Raw genomic sequence first — 17,046 nt, 5'->3', positions numbered from 1 at the left:
TTGTTTTATATCTTAACGATTGATAAAATATCGGTTGGTGATCAAAATATTAGATGAGAAAAGAGTTGAAATATTGTGATTCACTTTCTACAATATATCATATGATCTGAACTAATTAGTAAAGTTTTTTGAACTAAAAAGGATAGTTCGTTTTTTACAGAATACATAAATTTGTATACTGTAAATTTGAATATGTGGCTACTTTTATAGAATTCATTATCTTAGAATTCATGCTCATTAGGTAACTTACCATTTAGTCATAAAATAATTAAAGTAGATATTTAAAAAGTAAGTAAATGAAAAAAATGATAAAGTTCCCGACTTCTCTGATAGGTCTTGATACACCTCAGAATACCTTAGAACTTGATGGTTGTACTTTAATTGAGCAATGTATACATAGTACAGAAGTTAGAGGTACTATGTATCTGGAACAGCATTTACTTCTTATTGTTCTTGAGGGAACGGTTGTTCTTACATATGGAAAGCAGGAATATACAGTGGGCAAAAATGATATGATTTTGCTAAAGAAAGCTACTGCAGTAAAGTATCATAAATTTGGAAATACTGAAAATGATAATATCTACGATAGCTTAATGTTTAGCATCAAGGATGATCTTTTGAAATCATTTCTGTCAACTTCAGAGATCAAGGTTTCTAAACCTGAAGGTGAGATCAAAACACGACCATATCCAATGAATGAATGTTTGGTTGCATTTGCCCATTCCATGAAGCCCTATTTTTTTGATCATTCTGTGGTTCATCCAGGACAGCTTCGCTTAAAGATTATGGAATTATTATACGATGTTGCGGAATGTAACCGGAATATGTTTTTACAAATCCTACAATTACATGAGCCTATACGAACCGATATCCGTAACGTGGTGGAACAGCATTATGCTTCACCGGTTTCCGTTGCTGAACTGGCTTATCTTTCAGGCAGAAGCTTGTCAAGTTTTAAGAGAGATTTTCAGAATATCTACAATGTTGCGCCAGCAACCTGGATCAGAGAAAAGAGATTGGAGAAGGCAAAAGAAATGCTGGAAACAACATCTTTGTCGGTCTCAGATATTTGTTATTCCTTAGGATTTGAAAATGTCTCTCATTTTTCAAGAATATATAAAGAATTTCATGGACAGGCACCAAGCATATCCCGTTAACAAATCATTTTAAAATTAAATGTATGAAAGTATTGGTTATTGGAGCAAATGGTAAAGTCGGTTCTCTTTTAGTAAATAAGCTAGCTACTCAACATCAGGTTTTGGCAGGCTCAAGAAATCCAAATTCAGCAAATAACGCATATAATATTGAGCAGGTTTATATTGATTTGCTCAGCGATGTAGATATGCTTGCAGATAGTATGAGCGGTGCTGATGCGGTTTATTTTGTTTCTGGATCGCGTGGGAAAAATCTTTTACTGATAGATTTACATGGAGCAATTAAAACCATGCAAGCCGCAGAAAAAGCTGGGGTTAAACGTTATATTATGCTGAGCTCAGTTTTTGCATTGCAACCCGAACGCTGGAATGAATCTTTCCTCAGTGATCTTACAGATTATAATATTGCTAAACATTACGCTGATCGCTACCTCACAACCCAAACTGATCTCGATTATACTATTTTGCAACCCGGAGGACTTAAAGAAGAGCAAGGAACAGGAAAAATAGAGACCAATGTTACTAGCCCGGGAACTAATTCTATTGCTAATGTTGTTGATACCCTTGTCGCAGTATTGGAAAATAATTCAACAATTGGTAAGGTTATTTTGATGCATGATGGAAATACACCGATTGATGAAGCACTTAATCAACTTGGATAAAAAGGCTGTATTCAATTAACTGAATATATTGGCTTCCTATCTTACTTAATCTTCACTTTTCCCATTAATTTTTGAATCTTATTAATGGAGAAACTTCAACATTATACTTCTCAATTTTTCACTTCTGAAAAGGACTAATTAGTCAAAATATTTGAGCTAATTAGAAAAGCTGTCACATTTTCGTCATCGTACCTTTGTTATAGAAAAAGAGCTTAATTATTCTGTCTGACAAGACAGTAATATATGCTTATAAAAATTATAACATTCGGGTAAACAAGATGATTTATGAAAAACATTCAAGAACAAAAAAATATGAATTCTGGTTCCGCAAATTCTAATCCAGATGGGTTAAGGCAAAACATCGGAAAAATATCGAAAATGATATTTTCTTCAATACCAACGGTAGCAATTATCTCAGCCTTTACCGTTGGAGGATTATTAATTTCATGTCAAGGTAAAAACAATCAAAATAATAAAACAGAAGTTATGCAAAACAATCAAGAACAAAAAGAAGCTATCCTAAAGCCAATAGATTTATATGTGGAAGCAGGAAGAAAAGGCGATGGCAATATTGCTAAACCGGCATTCGCATCGACTGCAACTATGTCATGGTCTGAAGCCGGAGCATTGAAAAGTGTACCAATACAGGTGCTTTTTGACGGATTTTCCGCAGTAGAGCCAATGGAAGCAAATTACAAACTGACAACTTTAGATGCAGAGGGAGATGTAGCAATCGTGAGAATCGAATCTCAGTTTGGAGCCAACAAATATGCCGATATGTTTACACTGGTAAAAGACGGTAACGATTGGAAAATTATCAGTAAAATTTATCAAACCATAAAATAATGTCAGCAAATAAAAATATCAACAGCGTTCAGGATTATGAAGATGTCTTAGCGGCAATGGAAGGCTATGTTCACGGATTAAAAACAGGAAACGTAGCAGAATTAAAAAAGACCTTTCACAAGGATGCGATCATGTATGGTCATTTAGGAAGTGATCTGTCGCAAGGAAGTATAGATAATCTGTACACCTATGTGGAGAAATTTGGCGCGGCTCCCAATGTCAAAACCAATCTTACGGTTTTACACAAAACACCCACTACAGCAGTTGTTCGTATCGAAATGGAACACGATGCTGCCGATGAAAATTTTACAGATTTCCATTCATTGATCAAAATTGATGGAGCTTGGAAAGTTGTTGCAAAACTTTTTCATCTCTACGATAAATAATTAAAAATCATTCTGTAAAAGTTTTACTGGGAGCTTCATATGGCTTCCAGTGGGAACTTTTTTGTCAAAAAAAATAAAATGTCAAAATTATTCAGTCCGTTAGCGGTTAAATCAGTTACGTTTAGAAATAGGATTATCACTTCTCCAATGTGTATGTACATGGCCGAAGATGGCTTTACAAGTGATTGGCACTTGGTTCATTATGGGTCGAGAGCAATGGGAGGCGCAGGTGCAGTAATGCTGGAAGCAACAGCTATTAGAGCTGACGGACGTATTGGTGTTGGAGATTTGGGAATCTGGAAAGACGAACATATTGAAATGCTTACCAAGATCACGTCATTTATAAAAAGTACCGGATCTGTTCCTGCAATTCAATTGGCGCATGCCGGTAGAAAAGGAAGTACGTGGACTTCAGGACGTGAGAGCCGCCCGTTAATGCCCGACGAAGAAAATGGGTGGGAAGTGATTGCACCTTCTGCTATTGCATTTTCTCCAACAATGCAAACACCCCGCGAAATGACTTTGGAAGATATTGAAGAACTTCAACAAGCCTTTGCGGATGCTGCTGCGAGAGCGTTAAAGGCTGGTTTTGAAATGGTCGAAATTCACAGTGCGCACGGTTATATGATCAATGAGTTTTTATCGCCCATTCCAAACAAAAGAACCGATCACTATGGCGGAAGTATTGAAAACAGAACAAGATTTTTATTTGAAATCATAGATAAAGTAAAAGCAGTATGGCCTTCTGAACTTCCAATTGCTGTTCGTATTTCGGCTACAGACTGGATGGAAGATGGCTGGAACATTGATGATTCAGTTTGGTTAAGCAAAAAATTAGCAGGGAAGGGAATTGACATTGTTGATGTTTCTTCCGGAGGCACCGTTCCGAATGCTAAAATTACAGTAGGCTCAGGTTATCAATTACCATTTGCAAGTAAGATTAAACGTGAGTTGAAAAACCAATTATTAGTAGGAACAGTCGGTATGATAACCAGCGCACATCAAGCCGAAACGATCTTGACCAATGGAGATGCTGATCTTATTTTCATAGGTCGAGAACTTTTACGAAATCCTTATTTTCCTTTAGACGCTGCAAAACAGCTTCGTTCGGAAGTTCCTGTTCCGAAACCTTACGAGCTTGCCTTTTAACATCAAAAAACAAATTTTATGAATATTTATTTAACCGTTGTCGTAAAGGCAAAGCCTGAGCATGTGCAAGAGATAAAAGACCTTCTATACAGTCTCCCGGAATTATCTAAGAAAGAAGAGGCCTGCATCGAATATGATGTCCACCAGAGTATTGATGAAGAAAATACTTTTATCCTTAATGAAAAATGGGAAAGTGTAGATGGCTTAGATCTCCATAATGAGCAATCATATTCAAAGGAGTTTTTTGCATCATTTGATAAATTACAAGAGCAACCGATTATTTATCGATCCAAATAATTCTGAGTCGAATTTATAATCGTTTATAAAATTTAGAAATATGAAAAAATTAAAAGAGTCGGTCACCATTATTACTGGGGCATCTTCAGGAATTGGTGCTGCAACAGCATTAAAATTAGCCAAAGCCGGAACCAGTATTGTTTTGGTATCCAGAGCTGATGATAAAATAGGGAAAGTTAAACAACAGATTCAAGATGGAGGGGGTAAAGCTGAGATCTTTGTTGCCGATGTAACAGATATTGAGCAAATGAAAACGATGGTTGATTTTGCCATTGAGAAATTTGGAAGGATAGATAACTTGGTTAACAATGCTGGTCTGATGTTATTTTCACAATGGAAGGACGTCGCGATTGATGAGTGGAATGCAATGATTGATACCAATATCAAAGGTTATCTGAATGCAATTGCAGCAGTTCTTCCTAAAATGTTGGAGCAGAAATCCGGTCATATTGTCAATATGGGCTCTGTGGCAGGAATTAATATCGACGTCGGTGCAGGTATCTATCACGGGACTAAATTTTTCGTTCGGGCAATTACAGAAAGTTTAAGAAAAGAAGTTTCTGTTCATAAAGGAATTAAGATAAGCTTGATAAGTCCGGGAGTGATTAACACTGGATGGGCAGATAAAGTGACCAATAAGGAAGGGGCGGAAATCGCGGCAGAGCTGAACAAGCAGGCTATTGAACCTGAAGACATTGCTAATGCTGTGTTATTTGCATTTGATCAACCTGATAATGTCAACGTGAATGATATTGTTATCAGCCCAACTTTGCAAGACTGGTAATATTTAATAAAAAAAGAATTTTTAAGTAATGAATAAATATAATAAGCTATTTTCTCCCTTAGCATTTGACAAAGGAATTAGTTTAAAAAATCGATTGGTAATGGCACCCATGACCACTTGGGCATCGAATGAAGATTTTACCATTTCCAATGAAGAAGTCGAATACTATCATAAAAGAGTTAATGGGGTAGGATTGGTGATTACAGGATGTACCCACGTTACAGCAAACGGCATCGGTTTTACGCATGAATTTGCAGGATACGACGATACTTTTCTTCCAAGTCTGAAGAAGCTGGCCAAAGCAGCCCAAAGTGGTGGAGCTTCCGCAATTCTACAGATGTTTCACGCAGGAAATAAAGCAATTCCTGGTCTGATTCCCAATGGCGAAGTGGTAAGTGCAAGTGCTGTTTCAAGTGGGCCAATACTGCTTTCTGATAAAGAAAATCTTCCGAAAGAATTGAATGAAAATGAGATTCTGGAAATCATCAAAGCATTTGGAGAAACTACCAAAAGAGCGATCGAAGCAGGTTTTGATGGTGTTGAGATTCACGGAGCTCACGGGTTTTTACTTCAGAATTTCATATCCCCTTTTTTCAATAAAAGAAATGACCAATGGGGAGGTTCTCTTGAAAATCGTTTGAGACTTAGCCTTGAAATTGTTCGAGAAGTTAAAAAAGTAGTTTTAGAATATGTTGATCGTCCGTTCTTAATTGGTTACAGAATCTCGCCTGAAGAGATACCTCAACAAACCTATGGACTTCAAGATACTTTCATCTTAATTGATAAGTTGATTGAAGAAAAGATTGATTATCTACATTTCTCTTTGCTGGATGCTGTCAATCAAAAACCAATTGATTCAGAATTTTCAGATGAGCCAATATCAGTTGTACTCAACAATTATGTAAACAACAGAGTTCCTGTTCTTGTTGCCGGAGGTATTACAACACCTGCAATGGCAAATCAGGTTTTAGAATATGGTGTTTCTATGTTGGCAATAGGCAGAACCTTGGTTATCAATCCGGATTGGGTGGAATTGGTTGAAAGTGGGGAAGAAGAAAAAATTGTTTCAAACCTTAAACTTGATACGGTGGAAGACAAAAAAATTCCCTTGAAAATGATGACAATATTTGAAGCATTAGAAGGTTGGGTTCCATTGGAGTCTAAAACACTTTAAAAAACATTAATCTGCCTTATTCTGTTATCAAAGTAATAAAAAATGACGCCAACTGTCTTAAGTTGGCGCCTTTTGGCTTTTTAGTGACCTTAACGAGTGTATCTTCAAACACTTTTATTGATGATTTGGTTAGATTAAGCAAAATTAAAAATGAATTATGTCCCCCCAATTTATCATACAAATTCTATTAGACTTTTGTTTAATGCAATTAAGTTTTCAACACTTGTAGAAATTACTGTTGGAATAATAACTGTTTATTTGGTTGTTCGTTCTTGTACCCATAAACGAAGAGATCTCAAAACATTTGGTGGGAAATTTGGAAAGGACCTATAGAAATCCTTATCGTTTAATAAGTCTTCTTTGTCTATCATAACTATGTAATGGTTAAAAAATAATAAAAAGTTATTTCCGTAAAATTTTTTGAGCTCTAAGGGGCTCAAAATTTTCCAGAATAACTTTTAACTTACACAGTTAGTGAGACACTACCAAAAAAATAATAGTAATGACGGTATATTGGATTAATTCCATTTAATTCCTTATCTGAATAAGGTTTGATTAGTAATTGTCAAATAACATCATAACCATTCACTCCCAAAATAAAGTAATGTTCAATTATTCTTTGAGCTTTCTTGCACATCGATAAAAGATCATTTACTGATGTGTTGTCGAAACTAAAGTCATCATGGGTTTTCACAATATATTCAGTTACTATTTCAATATTCATTAAATCAATTTCTGTTACATCGGTTTTCAGCCTATTTTCTTCTTTGAAGAAAGGAATTTTACGGAAAATAGAATCGTTAAACCGAAAGAGATGTATTGTTTTCATTATAAACTATTTAATAGGATGGAAAATTTAGGTTGAGGCTTTGTCAAGAAAGCTTATCTTTTATTTTTCTGTAGATCCTTTTTTTAGTTAAGGTACGTTCTGATGGTAATGGGTACAAGCCGCCTGAAAGGATATATAATAAGCTGTCCCAAAAATTATTTTTCCTACATAATTCATGACTGTAGTTAGTTAATATTTTTATGTATTCGTGTTCATATTCCTTTGCTTCCTGTAATGTGTAATTTTCTGGAATATCTTTAATAATATCCATAACATTTTGGTTAAAGGTTTTAGGTGAATATTTTTCTATAAAGTCTAATTCAAGCCTGCACATCCCGATAAGTGGAGTAAGTAAAGAAAAAATTTCATCATAAAAATTATAAATATTTACCCTCCAAGATAATCTTTCTTCTTCCGGTAAAATCTGAATAGTCAACAGAATAAGTTTTTTATGGATTACTTCCATTTCATCTGTGTAGAGTTTGTTTTGCTGCCAGAATATGAGTGAATTGATTTTATTTTTTTTAATAATATTTCCCAGTATATATTCAAACTGGATTCTAATATTCTTTATGTTCTCACTCAGGTCTTCTAAAACAGACTGCCACAGGTTATGCTGGCTTAAGCTGCAATATGTGCTAAATATCAATCTTGATTTGTTAATAAGCTGCTGTAATTCTTTTAACATTCTAAGAATTTCTTTAGCGTCTCTTTCTAAGGTGATGTTGGTATTTCGCAGATAGAACAGAGAGGTAAACTGGGAATAATAGGCTCTTCTTGAAATATTTTTTTTATTTCTGAGACCCGATTTGCTCTTTGGATGCTTGATTAACTTTTTCATTAGAATTTTATTGTAGATCATTTTTCTTCATAGTTCCTTTTTCAAAGGATTTTTGTTGTATGATAAGGGAAACAAGATATTGTCTTAAATCTTTTATCGTAATATTTTTTTCTTTCTCAGAAAAAAATAATGGAGTTTCATCTAGAAGTTCATACAGTTCAGGAAATTCTTTTTGGATTTCAACTGTTTTTTTAAATATCTTTTTCGTTAAAATAGATATAGTGTTTAGATTATTCATATCCGCTTTTTATTATTGTTAATATCATCTTAAAGCGTTTATTTCCTTTTATTGAATGACGTTTATGGGCAGGAATGATAATGCATTCACCTTCTTCCATAAAGTAAGAAGCTCCGTCTATAATGATTTCAGCTTTACCTTCAATGATCTGTGCAACAGTATCGAAAGGAGATATCTTTTCAGATAACCCTTCTTTGTCATCAAAAGATAAAACACTGATATTACCGGTCAGTTTTTCAAGTATATTTTTACTGACTACAGAATTTGGAATGTAATCTACAATCTGGCTTGTAATATATACTTTCGATTTTTCAAGTTCTCTATGATTCATCACTGTGGGTTTAAACATAAAAAGAGCAGATGGTATTGTAAATAAAAGGGACAGAACTGTCTAATATTCCACCCCTTTTTCCAGTGAAAGCGTTTGATAAATATATCTTTTCATTGGCTTTAACTGTCCTTGAAAACAATTTATGAAAGATTGATTTCTTTGATAATATTGAGAACTTCTTCACGGTTTTTTCTTAATCTGTTTCCGATTCTTTCCAGCATTTCCTTTTCTTTACCTTCTTCAAGCTTCAGGTCGTGGTCCGTTAATGTTGAAAATTTTTCTTTCAATTGTTTTGATTGCACATCCCAGTCTCCTGGAATTTTGAAAGATTGGTTGCCTTTGTTGTGGTTTGTGTCCATAAGGTAGGTTTTAGTGTAACTTCATTGCTACAATACAAAGTTGGGTATTTATTAATCTATTGTATTACAGATTGTTTCTTTTATGTTGCACATATCACACTTTTACAAAATTCCAGCTTATTTTGAACATCTGAAATGTGGTTGATCATAAAAGCAGTGTTTGATGACTCCTTATAAAGTAATGGAGGTGGTTAAGTCTAAGAAATGATTACAAACTTAAAATACTGCTCAATAATTCCAAATAAGTGATTGATTATTTGTATCTTGCTGAATAATTGCATTGAGCTGACAATCTGGACTCTAAGAACCAGTGTATTCACTTCTTTTCCTTTCATTATTTAATACTTCCGGCATACCTCTCTGTTCCACTTTAAATCATTTATAAAACTGTTTTTGAAAAGGAGAATATAAATCTGCTGATTCTCTCCAAAAGAGAATTCAATGGTAAAAAAATTATTAATGTTTTTATGTATATAAAAAAATATTTAAGGATGTGGACATTTTTGATTCCTATCCTGGCATGGTTCTCTTATGTTGGAAATTCTGTTTTTTCTTCAGGGTATTACTCTGTGATTCTTACTTTATTTTTAATAGGAAGTGTTTTAGCTGCGGTGTACCATTCCGAAGTTATTGCGCATCGTTTGGGGGAACCATTTGGAACTTTGCTTTTGGCATTTGCCATTACGGTCATAGAAGTAGGGCTTATTATTTCCATTATGATGGGAGCAAAAGGTTTAGAAACCATTACTCTTGCCAGAGATACGGTTTTTGCTGCAGTGATGATAATCCTTACGGGAATCATTGGAAGCTGTATTGTGATAGGATCCTTACGATATAGAGAACAGAGCTTTACCTTACAGGGGGTAAGTACGGCACTGATTACACTGACCTCTGTTATTATTTTTGTGCTTATTCTGCCCAATTATACGGTAAGTCACCTCGGAGGCGAATACACGTCCCTCCAACTTCTTTTTATCGCCTTGATTTCTTTAGGGCTTTATCTTGGATTTACCATGATCCAAACTTTTAGACATCGAAGCTTTTTCATTTCTCCACAAAACAAATTATCCGAGAATCTGCCTGTAGAAAGCAATAATAAAATAATTTCCACAAAACAATTGTATATCAATTGTATATTGTTAATTTTATCCCTGGGAATAGTCGTTTTGCTGGCAAAACTTCTTTCAAAGGATGTTGAACATATAGTTGTTTCTGTGGGTGCCCCCAAATCTCTTGTAGGTATCATTATTGCTGGTATTGTTCTGCTTCCGGAAGGTCTGGCTGCATTCAGAGCTGCAAAAAGTGATCAGATTCAAACTTCATTAAATCTGGCTTTTGGTTCAGCTTTAGCGAGTATCGGACTAAGTATTCCTGCGATTGCCATTATATCTCTAATAACCGGTATAAGAATGACATTGGGGATAGATATCAAATCAACAATACTTTTAGGGCTGGCTCTTTTTATTATTACTGTTTCACTGGCAACAGGCAGAACTAATATCATGCAGGGAATTGTATTGATCGCTATTTTTTTAATTTATCTTTTTATTACAATTGTACCATAAACCTATTTAAGTTATGCATTATATAGCTTGATATATAGTGAAACGGCCATCTTTAGTTTATATGATATGATGGTTGATATAGAATATATTTCATCATGAATCCAAAAAAACGTTTGAAGGCTCATGAAAAGAATTTTTTTCCTTACCAAACCGACCTTTTTTATAATTTCTCACTATCGGAAATCATTAAAACGGAGAGAAAGCTAAAATTTCGATTATAACAGAATAAATGGAAAATATAAATCAAAGATGAGATACTTATACCTATAAAATCATGGAAATCCATAAACATGATCTTGGAAATTAAAAGTTATTACTTATTAGGAATTATTGCAGTAAACCATATTTTGTTTTATGACTGTGCAACAAGTAATGAGTACAAATCATATGATTATAAAGATGTTGCCCAAATATTGAAATTTCAAATAAAAACTAATGAGATAACACAGAAATTGGTTCACAACTTGGGTTAAGTCAATACTTTAAAAGTTTGAAAAGTACTCTGAACAGAAAAAAAGATTTTACAAATAAAAATTATTTATCGATATGACTAGTAAAAAATATTACTTCCACGATAAAAGTCAGAATATTATATCAGAAGATCAATTAATTGGAGAAAATATAGATGCTATAGAATGTTTTCTAACTGATTATCAGCTAGAAAAGCTACATACAATAGAGCGTGTTTATATTTTGAAAAAACATTTTTAGGAATTTTTAAGACAAGATTGTATTTATATCTTAGTGAAGATACAATATATAATTACGCTATTCAGAAAACATAACATTACTATACTCTATCATTCCTCCGATCATAGCTTAATGTTAGAATTCAAATTTGTTTGGAATATTGATGCTTTATCTTATTTCGTTTTGATGGTTTCTGAAAGCTATATAGTATTTGTTACTCTTACTAAAACGATAACATCTTTAAAGGAGTGGTCAACGGCACTATGATGATGAAAATTAGAATTTTCACTTTCGGCTTCGCATAGCAATTACAATTTCCCATACAAAAGTCATTACATTTTGCAAAATCGAAAACTGTGTAAATAAAAAATCCCCGCTATTATGAGTAGATTTCTGTAGAGGTATAATCACACTTATATCCTGGAAACACTATATAGTAAATTTTACAGTCCGATTTAATATCCTACAGATATTAACCTTTCTAATGCTTAGGAGAAGAGTATATAACAAAACCCTCCTTTTTAGGGGAGAGTCAATTGTACTAATGAGAATGTACAACTATTATGAGCAGTAAATGTATATCTAAATAAATTACATTAATATTCTGCAAGTCATGTGATTATATTTATTATTATCGTATATGGAGTAGAAATAATACATTTATTTTTAACGCTCTTAGGGTATTTTTTAAGCATAACTTTTTAATGCGTCAATTCTGTGGTAATATTTAATTTTCTTTGCAAGAAAGTTATAAATTTATTTTGACTGTAAATTCCAGTTTTCAGGAATTTGAAAGATTTGTCACCTTTATGATGATTTGTGTTCATGACGTGGAATTTAATATAACTTAATTGCTGCAGTACAAGGTGGTGTTTTTATAACCTATGTATTACAGCTTGTTTTTTATATTGCAGTTATCACACATTGTTAGTATCCGGAGTCTTTTTCTTACTGAGAGAGTGATGTTTTTATAAAAGGGAAAAAATCTGTGATTATGCCCATAATTGTATAAATTTGGAGCTGGAAAAAGAAGAAATCTTAAAGATCATAAACCTAAGGTCTTATTACAGAGTTGCAGATAAATGACTGATATCAGAGTTTTGATCATAGGGTTGGCTGCTGGTTGAAAAACAAGTAAACTAATTATTTAGTAAAACAGAGCCTTGCCATGAGATAGGTGACTGTTGATTCCGCTCCCTGATTGAGATTGACATTTTTCTCTTCAAGCCCATCATAACATCCACCTGTTGCAGGGTTATAAATAATCTGATGTAAATAATTTTTTCCTAAAAACCAACTAAAAGCACTCCTCATCATCTGCAAATATTTTTCATCCTTAAAAACCTTGTAGAATGTAGATAATGCAAGTATGGTGTAAGCAACATCTATGGGCTGTTCCCCGCCAATTGATTCAGGACTTTTAACCGTTTCTTTCTGTAGCCATCCTTTATTGGAGATTACTTTGATGCCGCCCTTATTAAATATTTTAGAAAGCAAAAACTTGAATGATTCATCGGCAACCTGTTTATACATTTCATCCTTGATGGTAATCCACGCACACAATAAAGCTTCAGGGAGCACACCGTTTCCGTAAGTGAGATAGTTTTCAAACCAATGCCAGTCTTTATGTTTTTCATGCTGATACATTTTCACCAGACGATTGGCGAGTTTTTTCAATAATGGAATATTGTTTTCAGAGTTTTGATAATGCAATCCCTTGATGATAAAAGCCATTGCCCGGGTAGAATGGATATTCTCAATAGATGAAATACTTTTTTCAATGATTGATTCTGCTTCATCAGAAAACTGCTGCGGTAAGATTGCTTTTATTGAAAGAAGATATCCCAGTGCCCAGATAGCTCTTCCATTGGAATCTTCAAGATTGGTTTCATAATTCTGTTGCACAAATTCCTTGTACTGATTTATATAATTGAGAAAACTTCCATCCGGTTGTTGACAAAACTTAATAAGTTTCAGATAAGTTGAGATTAAATCAAGATCAGATTCATCTCTGCTCAGCTCATAATGTCTGCAGGCTACAATCATAGCCCGGGCATTATCGTCCAAAGTATACCCGGAATTGATATCAGGTTTGTTGATTTTAGAAAACTGGATCATCCCAAAATCCGTTGTCATATTTTTGACATGGCTTAGATTAATGTTGGGGAATGTATAATGTAATGTCATTTTATCTTTGCTGTATTGTTGAAATAATAGGGCGTGCGAAATAGAAGAATTTTCCCAGGCTGTGGGAGCCATTTTTTCCAGACTATTTGATCGTAATTTTTCCTGTACAGTTTCATTTTTTAGTAATGTATTTACGGCAACAGAAAGCTGCTTCGGAGCTTCAAAATCAATAATAATTCCCAGGTCTTCATTCAGTACTTCCAAAGCATGAGGAATAGGCGTGGAAATAATCGGACATCCGCAACTGATGGCATACGAAAAAGTACCGCTTACTGCCTGATTTCTGTCTTTTGAAGTGAAAAGATAGATATTGGTAAGCTGAAGATAGTCCAACAACTTATCTAGAGGCAGGTACTGATTGATAAAATAAGTATGATTTTCCAGATGGAGCCTCTTAACAGTATCCTTCAAAAAATCACGATATTTCTCACCTTCATACTTAATGATGCCGGGGTGCGTTTTTCCAATAATCAGAAACATTACATCCGGGTTTTTAGAAATGATTTCAGGCAGAGCTTCTAAGGTAGTTTCAATATTTTTCCCCGAACCCAGTAAACCAAAGGTTGAAAGAACTTTTTTATCTTTAAATCCGTATTTCGCTTTCAGTGAAATTTTATCGATAAATGGCAGTAAATGGGTGCCGTGGGGTATCACTTCAATTTTATCAGGTGGTATATCATAATCATTGTTCAGTATATCCGCAGAAATACTGGTCATTACAATAATAGATTTTACGAAACTACTGATTTCTTTTACCTTTTCTTTTAATTCCCGATCCGGTTTTGGTAGAACGGTGTGAAAAGTAATGATGATATCTTTTTCTGTATTTTGAAGAAAAAGCAGTAATCCGTTGGGGGTTTCGTTGAAAAATCCAAATTCATGCTGGAGCATAACCAGTTGAATATTGTTATTCTTATTGATTTTATCAGCCAGCTCCAGATAAGATACGGCATCGGATGTATTTAAGCGATATTCTGGATCATCTTCATATTGATAATGCTCATCCTCAGTTTCCATTGGGCAGATACTGATGCTAAATGATTCTCTGAATTTTAATTTAAGGGATTGTACCAAGTCCTGGCAGTATGTTGCAATACCGCATACCTTGGGAGGAAAAGTGCTTATAAAGATAATTTCAGGTATATGATAAATTGTGTTTTTATTACTTTGTAAAGGTTGTCTTTTCGTCTTTTCCTCCACGTCTGATTTTATATTTTTATTCATATTGATATTTATTTTAAACCTGACATTCTGTATAGAATAGTCAATTATGATGTGTACTGTAGTAATTCCTTCAGTAATTCAGGGATGCTTAAAGAAGCAATAGCTACTCTTTTGTCTGCAGCGCCATAGTAAATATGGAGTGTATGTCCTTCTACGATGGCTCCGGTAGGGAAGCAGACATTGTTCACTTCTCCCTTCTGTTCCCATTCTTCATCGGGCTTGAAAAGAGGATAAGGAAGTCTTGAAATTTCTTTTTCAGGAGTATCAAGGTCTAGTAAAGCAGCACATGCGCTGTAAACATATCCTTCAATGGTATCATGTACACCATGGTAGATTAAAAGCCATCCATGTTCAGTTTCTATAGGGGGGCATCCACCGCCAATATAGCTTACTTCATGCTCATATTTGGGAGATAATACAATATGTTCTTTAAAATGAAGGAAGTAGTCTTTCCAGAAATCAGGATTCAGATCTTCAATATTTTCTATCCTTACAATTTGGATATCAGGCCTTATGCGATGTAGAAAATAAAGCTTACCATTAATTCTTCTTGGAAAAAATATCACATTTTTATCCCAAAGGAAGACCTCTTTATCCTTTATATGAGTATGCGGGAGTTTGTTGAAACGTCTGTACTTTTCTCCTATTTCACCTTGAGATTCTGCTAAAAGCTTAAACTTTTTGTATGGAATTTTTGGCACAATGATTCCTAGCTTTTGCCATGATATTAGATCCTTAGATACGGCAAGTGCACCCAATGCATTAACCCCGTCATAACTGGTATAAGTAAGGTAAAATAAGTGATCGATTTTGACAATTCTTGGATCTTCAACACCATGTTTTTCGTATTCAAATTCAGGGATAATAACCGGATTGCTGAGCCGTATTTCAGGAGTCTTATAATCCGATAATATACAGTATCCGATACTCGAGAAGTTATTCCTGGCAAGAGCCCTGTATAATAAATGTATTTTTCCGTTATCCTGAATGACTGCAGGATTTAGAACTCCTTCACTCTCAAAGTCTAATGTTGTTTTTCTGAGTATAATTCCATCTTTTTTCAAGGATACCATTTAGTTGCCGGTATTTCGGGCTTCTTGTTCCCTTTCTCTTCGTTTACTCATTTTATCCTCCCGTTTCTCTTTTGCAGATTTTGCGGGTGGAGTTTTATCTGATTTCTTTTTTCCGTCTTTTTCTTTTGACATTGTGAAATATTTTTTTGTTACCTGTAAATTTCAATCATTAAAAAAGGAAAGCTTTGCAATTGTCTTTTAATTTGTTGTATAAATCATAGATATTGCCGATTTAATAGACTAACTTTGGATAAATGACTGTTAATGAAATAATTGACAGATGTAAACAGTAAGGGAGATGAAGTTGTATGTAAAATATATGGTAAGTTTGCGCTGCAAAATGGTTGTCCATCAGGAACTGGAAAGATTGGGCATTAAAAATGCTGTCGTTGATTTAGGGACAGTAGAATTATTGGATGATATTAGCTCAGAACAAAGACAGATTCTTAAAGAAAATTTACTTAAAACAGGACTTGAAGTATTTGATGATAAAAAAAGTATCCTGATAGAGAAAATAAAGAATGTAGTGATAGAAATGATTCATTATTCAGATGAACTCCCAAAAGAAAATTTCTCAGACTATGTAAGTGAAAAATTAGGCTATGATTATACCTATCTGGCTAATACCTTTTCAGAAGTGAAAGGAATGACACTCCAGCATTTTATTATTATTAATAAAGTAGAAAAGGTAAAAGAACTGCTGTTATATGATGAACTTAATCTTACAGAAATCTCTTATAAACTCAATTACAGCAGCGTGGCCCACCTCTCCAATCAGTTTAAAAAAATTACAGGACTTTCCCCTTCATTTTATAAACAGCTGAAACAAAGACGTCTTGGAAATCTGGAAGACTTATAAATGTGTGATATATGTAAAATTATACCGGATATATATAGCTTAGTATAACACTTAAACGGCCATCTTTGTAGTATAATAATCAGGAATTCACAAAATCCATAAAGCTTATATCACTATAAATAGTGCAATTTTAGATAGGAAATATAGTGAACAGTTGAAAATATTTATCAAACAACAGGCCGTTCTCCCGTATTTGAAAACATTGTAGTAATAAAGAAAGATGTGAAAAAGCGAATATACGACATATAAAATTAGTAGGCTTAAGGATTCTCAATTTTGACAATGAGCATATTAAATCCCGATAAAATAGTAGATCTGTTTTCGAATGGATTTAATTAATCAAGGATGGAGACCCATGGTTTCTGTCCTTTTCATCCATATTATAGGAATTGATAGAT

18 protein-coding genes are annotated in these 17,046 nt (G+C 33.9%); 10 read left to right on the top strand and 8 right to left on the bottom strand.

Annotated elements, in window-relative coordinates; all coding sequences use genetic code 11:
* Positions 1–296: 296 nt before the first annotated feature.
* The 8 genes from BW983_RS05855 to BW983_RS05820 all read left to right on the top strand — a co-directional run bounded on the left by BW983_RS05855 (position 297) and on the right by BW983_RS05820 (position 6,452).
* Complete coding sequence (locus BW983_RS05855) at positions 297–1,157, top strand: AraC family transcriptional regulator (protein WP_076350779.1); 861 nt, start codon at positions 297–299, stop codon at positions 1,155–1,157.
* Positions 1,158–1,180: 23 nt separating this feature from the next.
* The gene (locus BW983_RS05850; protein WP_076550617.1) at positions 1,181–1,816 is read left to right on the top strand and encodes an SDR family oxidoreductase; all 636 of its coding nucleotides are present in this window, start codon (positions 1,181–1,183) and stop codon (positions 1,814–1,816) included.
* A 285-nt stretch (positions 1,817–2,101) separates the two neighbouring features.
* Positions 2,102–2,662, top strand: coding sequence for a nuclear transport factor 2 family protein (locus BW983_RS05845; RefSeq protein ID WP_076550615.1), 561 nt, complete (start codon positions 2,102–2,104; stop codon positions 2,660–2,662).
* Positions 2,662–3,048 carry a nuclear transport factor 2 family protein gene (locus tag BW983_RS05840; RefSeq protein WP_076550613.1) on the top strand — a complete coding sequence of 129 codons (387 nt, stop codon included), beginning with the start codon at positions 2,662–2,664 and terminating at the stop codon, positions 3,046–3,048. Before BW983_RS05845 ends, BW983_RS05840 begins: the two co-directional genes overlap by 1 nt.
* Positions 3,049–3,126: 78 nt before the next feature.
* Entirely contained in the window at positions 3,127–4,197 is a 1,071-nt protein-coding gene (locus BW983_RS05835; RefSeq protein WP_076550876.1) for an NADH:flavin oxidoreductase/NADH oxidase, read from the top strand.
* 18 nt (positions 4,198–4,215) lie between these two features.
* A complete protein-coding gene (locus BW983_RS05830) occupies positions 4,216–4,494 on the top strand; it encodes a putative quinol monooxygenase (protein WP_076550612.1) in 279 nt (92 codons plus the stop codon).
* Between the two features lie 40 nt (positions 4,495–4,534).
* A complete protein-coding gene (locus BW983_RS05825; protein ID WP_076350787.1) occupies positions 4,535–5,278 on the top strand; it encodes an SDR family oxidoreductase in 744 nt (247 codons plus the stop codon).
* Positions 5,279–5,306: 28 nt separating this feature from the next.
* Positions 5,307–6,452, top strand: coding sequence for an NADH-dependent flavin oxidoreductase (locus BW983_RS05820; protein WP_076550610.1), 1,146 nt, complete (start codon positions 5,307–5,309; stop codon positions 6,450–6,452).
* Between the two features lie 565 nt (positions 6,453–7,017).
* On the opposite strand, the gene BW983_RS05815 is transcribed toward BW983_RS05820, so the two are convergent.
* The 5 genes from BW983_RS05815 to BW983_RS05795 all read right to left on the bottom strand — a co-directional run bounded on the left by BW983_RS05815 (position 7,018) and on the right by BW983_RS05795 (position 9,050).
* Positions 7,018–7,281, bottom strand: coding sequence for a hypothetical protein (locus BW983_RS05815; protein ID WP_047430076.1), 264 nt, complete (start codon positions 7,279–7,281; stop codon positions 7,018–7,020).
* Positions 7,282–7,324: 43 nt separating this feature from the next.
* On the bottom strand, positions 7,325–8,122 hold the full coding sequence (locus BW983_RS05810; protein ID WP_139329231.1) for a hypothetical protein: 798 nt from the start codon (positions 8,120–8,122) through the stop codon (positions 7,325–7,327).
* Positions 8,123–8,129: 7 nt separating this feature from the next.
* Entirely contained in the window at positions 8,130–8,360 is a 231-nt protein-coding gene (locus BW983_RS05805) for a hypothetical protein (RefSeq protein WP_076550606.1), read from the bottom strand.
* Complete coding sequence (locus tag BW983_RS05800; RefSeq protein WP_076550874.1) at positions 8,353–8,691, bottom strand: cupin domain-containing protein; 339 nt, start codon at positions 8,689–8,691, stop codon at positions 8,353–8,355. The genes BW983_RS05805 and BW983_RS05800 overlap by 8 nt, the downstream gene beginning before the upstream one ends.
* A 140-nt stretch (positions 8,692–8,831) precedes the next feature.
* Positions 8,832–9,050: a hypothetical protein gene (locus tag BW983_RS05795; RefSeq protein ID WP_047430084.1), complete on the bottom strand. Its 219-nt coding sequence runs from the start codon at positions 9,048–9,050 to the stop codon at positions 8,832–8,834.
* A gap of 467 nt (positions 9,051–9,517) precedes the next feature.
* Here BW983_RS05795 and BW983_RS05790 point away from each other — a divergent pair, with 467 nt between their 5' ends.
* Positions 9,518–10,615, top strand: a complete 1,098-nt coding sequence (locus tag BW983_RS05790; protein ID WP_076550604.1) for a calcium:cation antiporter — start codon at positions 9,518–9,520, stop codon at positions 10,613–10,615.
* A 1,833-nt stretch (positions 10,616–12,448) separates the two neighbouring features.
* On the opposite strand, the gene BW983_RS05785 is transcribed toward BW983_RS05790, so the two are convergent.
* The 3 genes from BW983_RS05785 to BW983_RS24480 are packed head-to-tail and all read right to left on the bottom strand — an operon-like array spanning position 12,449 to position 15,921.
* Positions 12,449–14,716: a glycosyltransferase gene (locus BW983_RS05785; protein WP_084184327.1), complete on the bottom strand. Its 2,268-nt coding sequence runs from the start codon at positions 14,714–14,716 to the stop codon at positions 12,449–12,451.
* Positions 14,717–14,760: 44 nt separating this feature from the next.
* Positions 14,761–15,789 (bottom strand): glycoside hydrolase family 130 protein, encoded by a 1,029-nt coding sequence (locus tag BW983_RS05780; protein WP_076550602.1) that lies wholly within the window; start codon positions 15,787–15,789, stop codon positions 14,761–14,763.
* Positions 15,790–15,921 (bottom strand): hypothetical protein, encoded by a 132-nt coding sequence (locus BW983_RS24480; RefSeq protein WP_262484585.1) that lies wholly within the window; start codon positions 15,919–15,921, stop codon positions 15,790–15,792.
* 166 nt (positions 15,922–16,087) lie between these two features.
* Between BW983_RS24480 and BW983_RS05775 the strand changes: the two genes are divergently transcribed.
* The gene (locus BW983_RS05775; RefSeq protein ID WP_076550600.1) at positions 16,088–16,648 is read left to right on the top strand and encodes a helix-turn-helix domain-containing protein; all 561 of its coding nucleotides are present in this window, start codon (positions 16,088–16,090) and stop codon (positions 16,646–16,648) included.
* Positions 16,649–17,046 lie beyond the last annotated feature (398 nt).

It is taken from the genome of Chryseobacterium ureilyticum (assembly GCF_900156735.1).
In the GTDB taxonomy this organism is placed as follows: Bacteria; Bacteroidota; Bacteroidia; order Flavobacteriales; family Weeksellaceae; genus Chryseobacterium; species Chryseobacterium ureilyticum.
The sequence above is the reverse complement of the archived record's forward strand: the minus strand, read 5'-3'. Positions and strand labels throughout refer to the sequence as shown.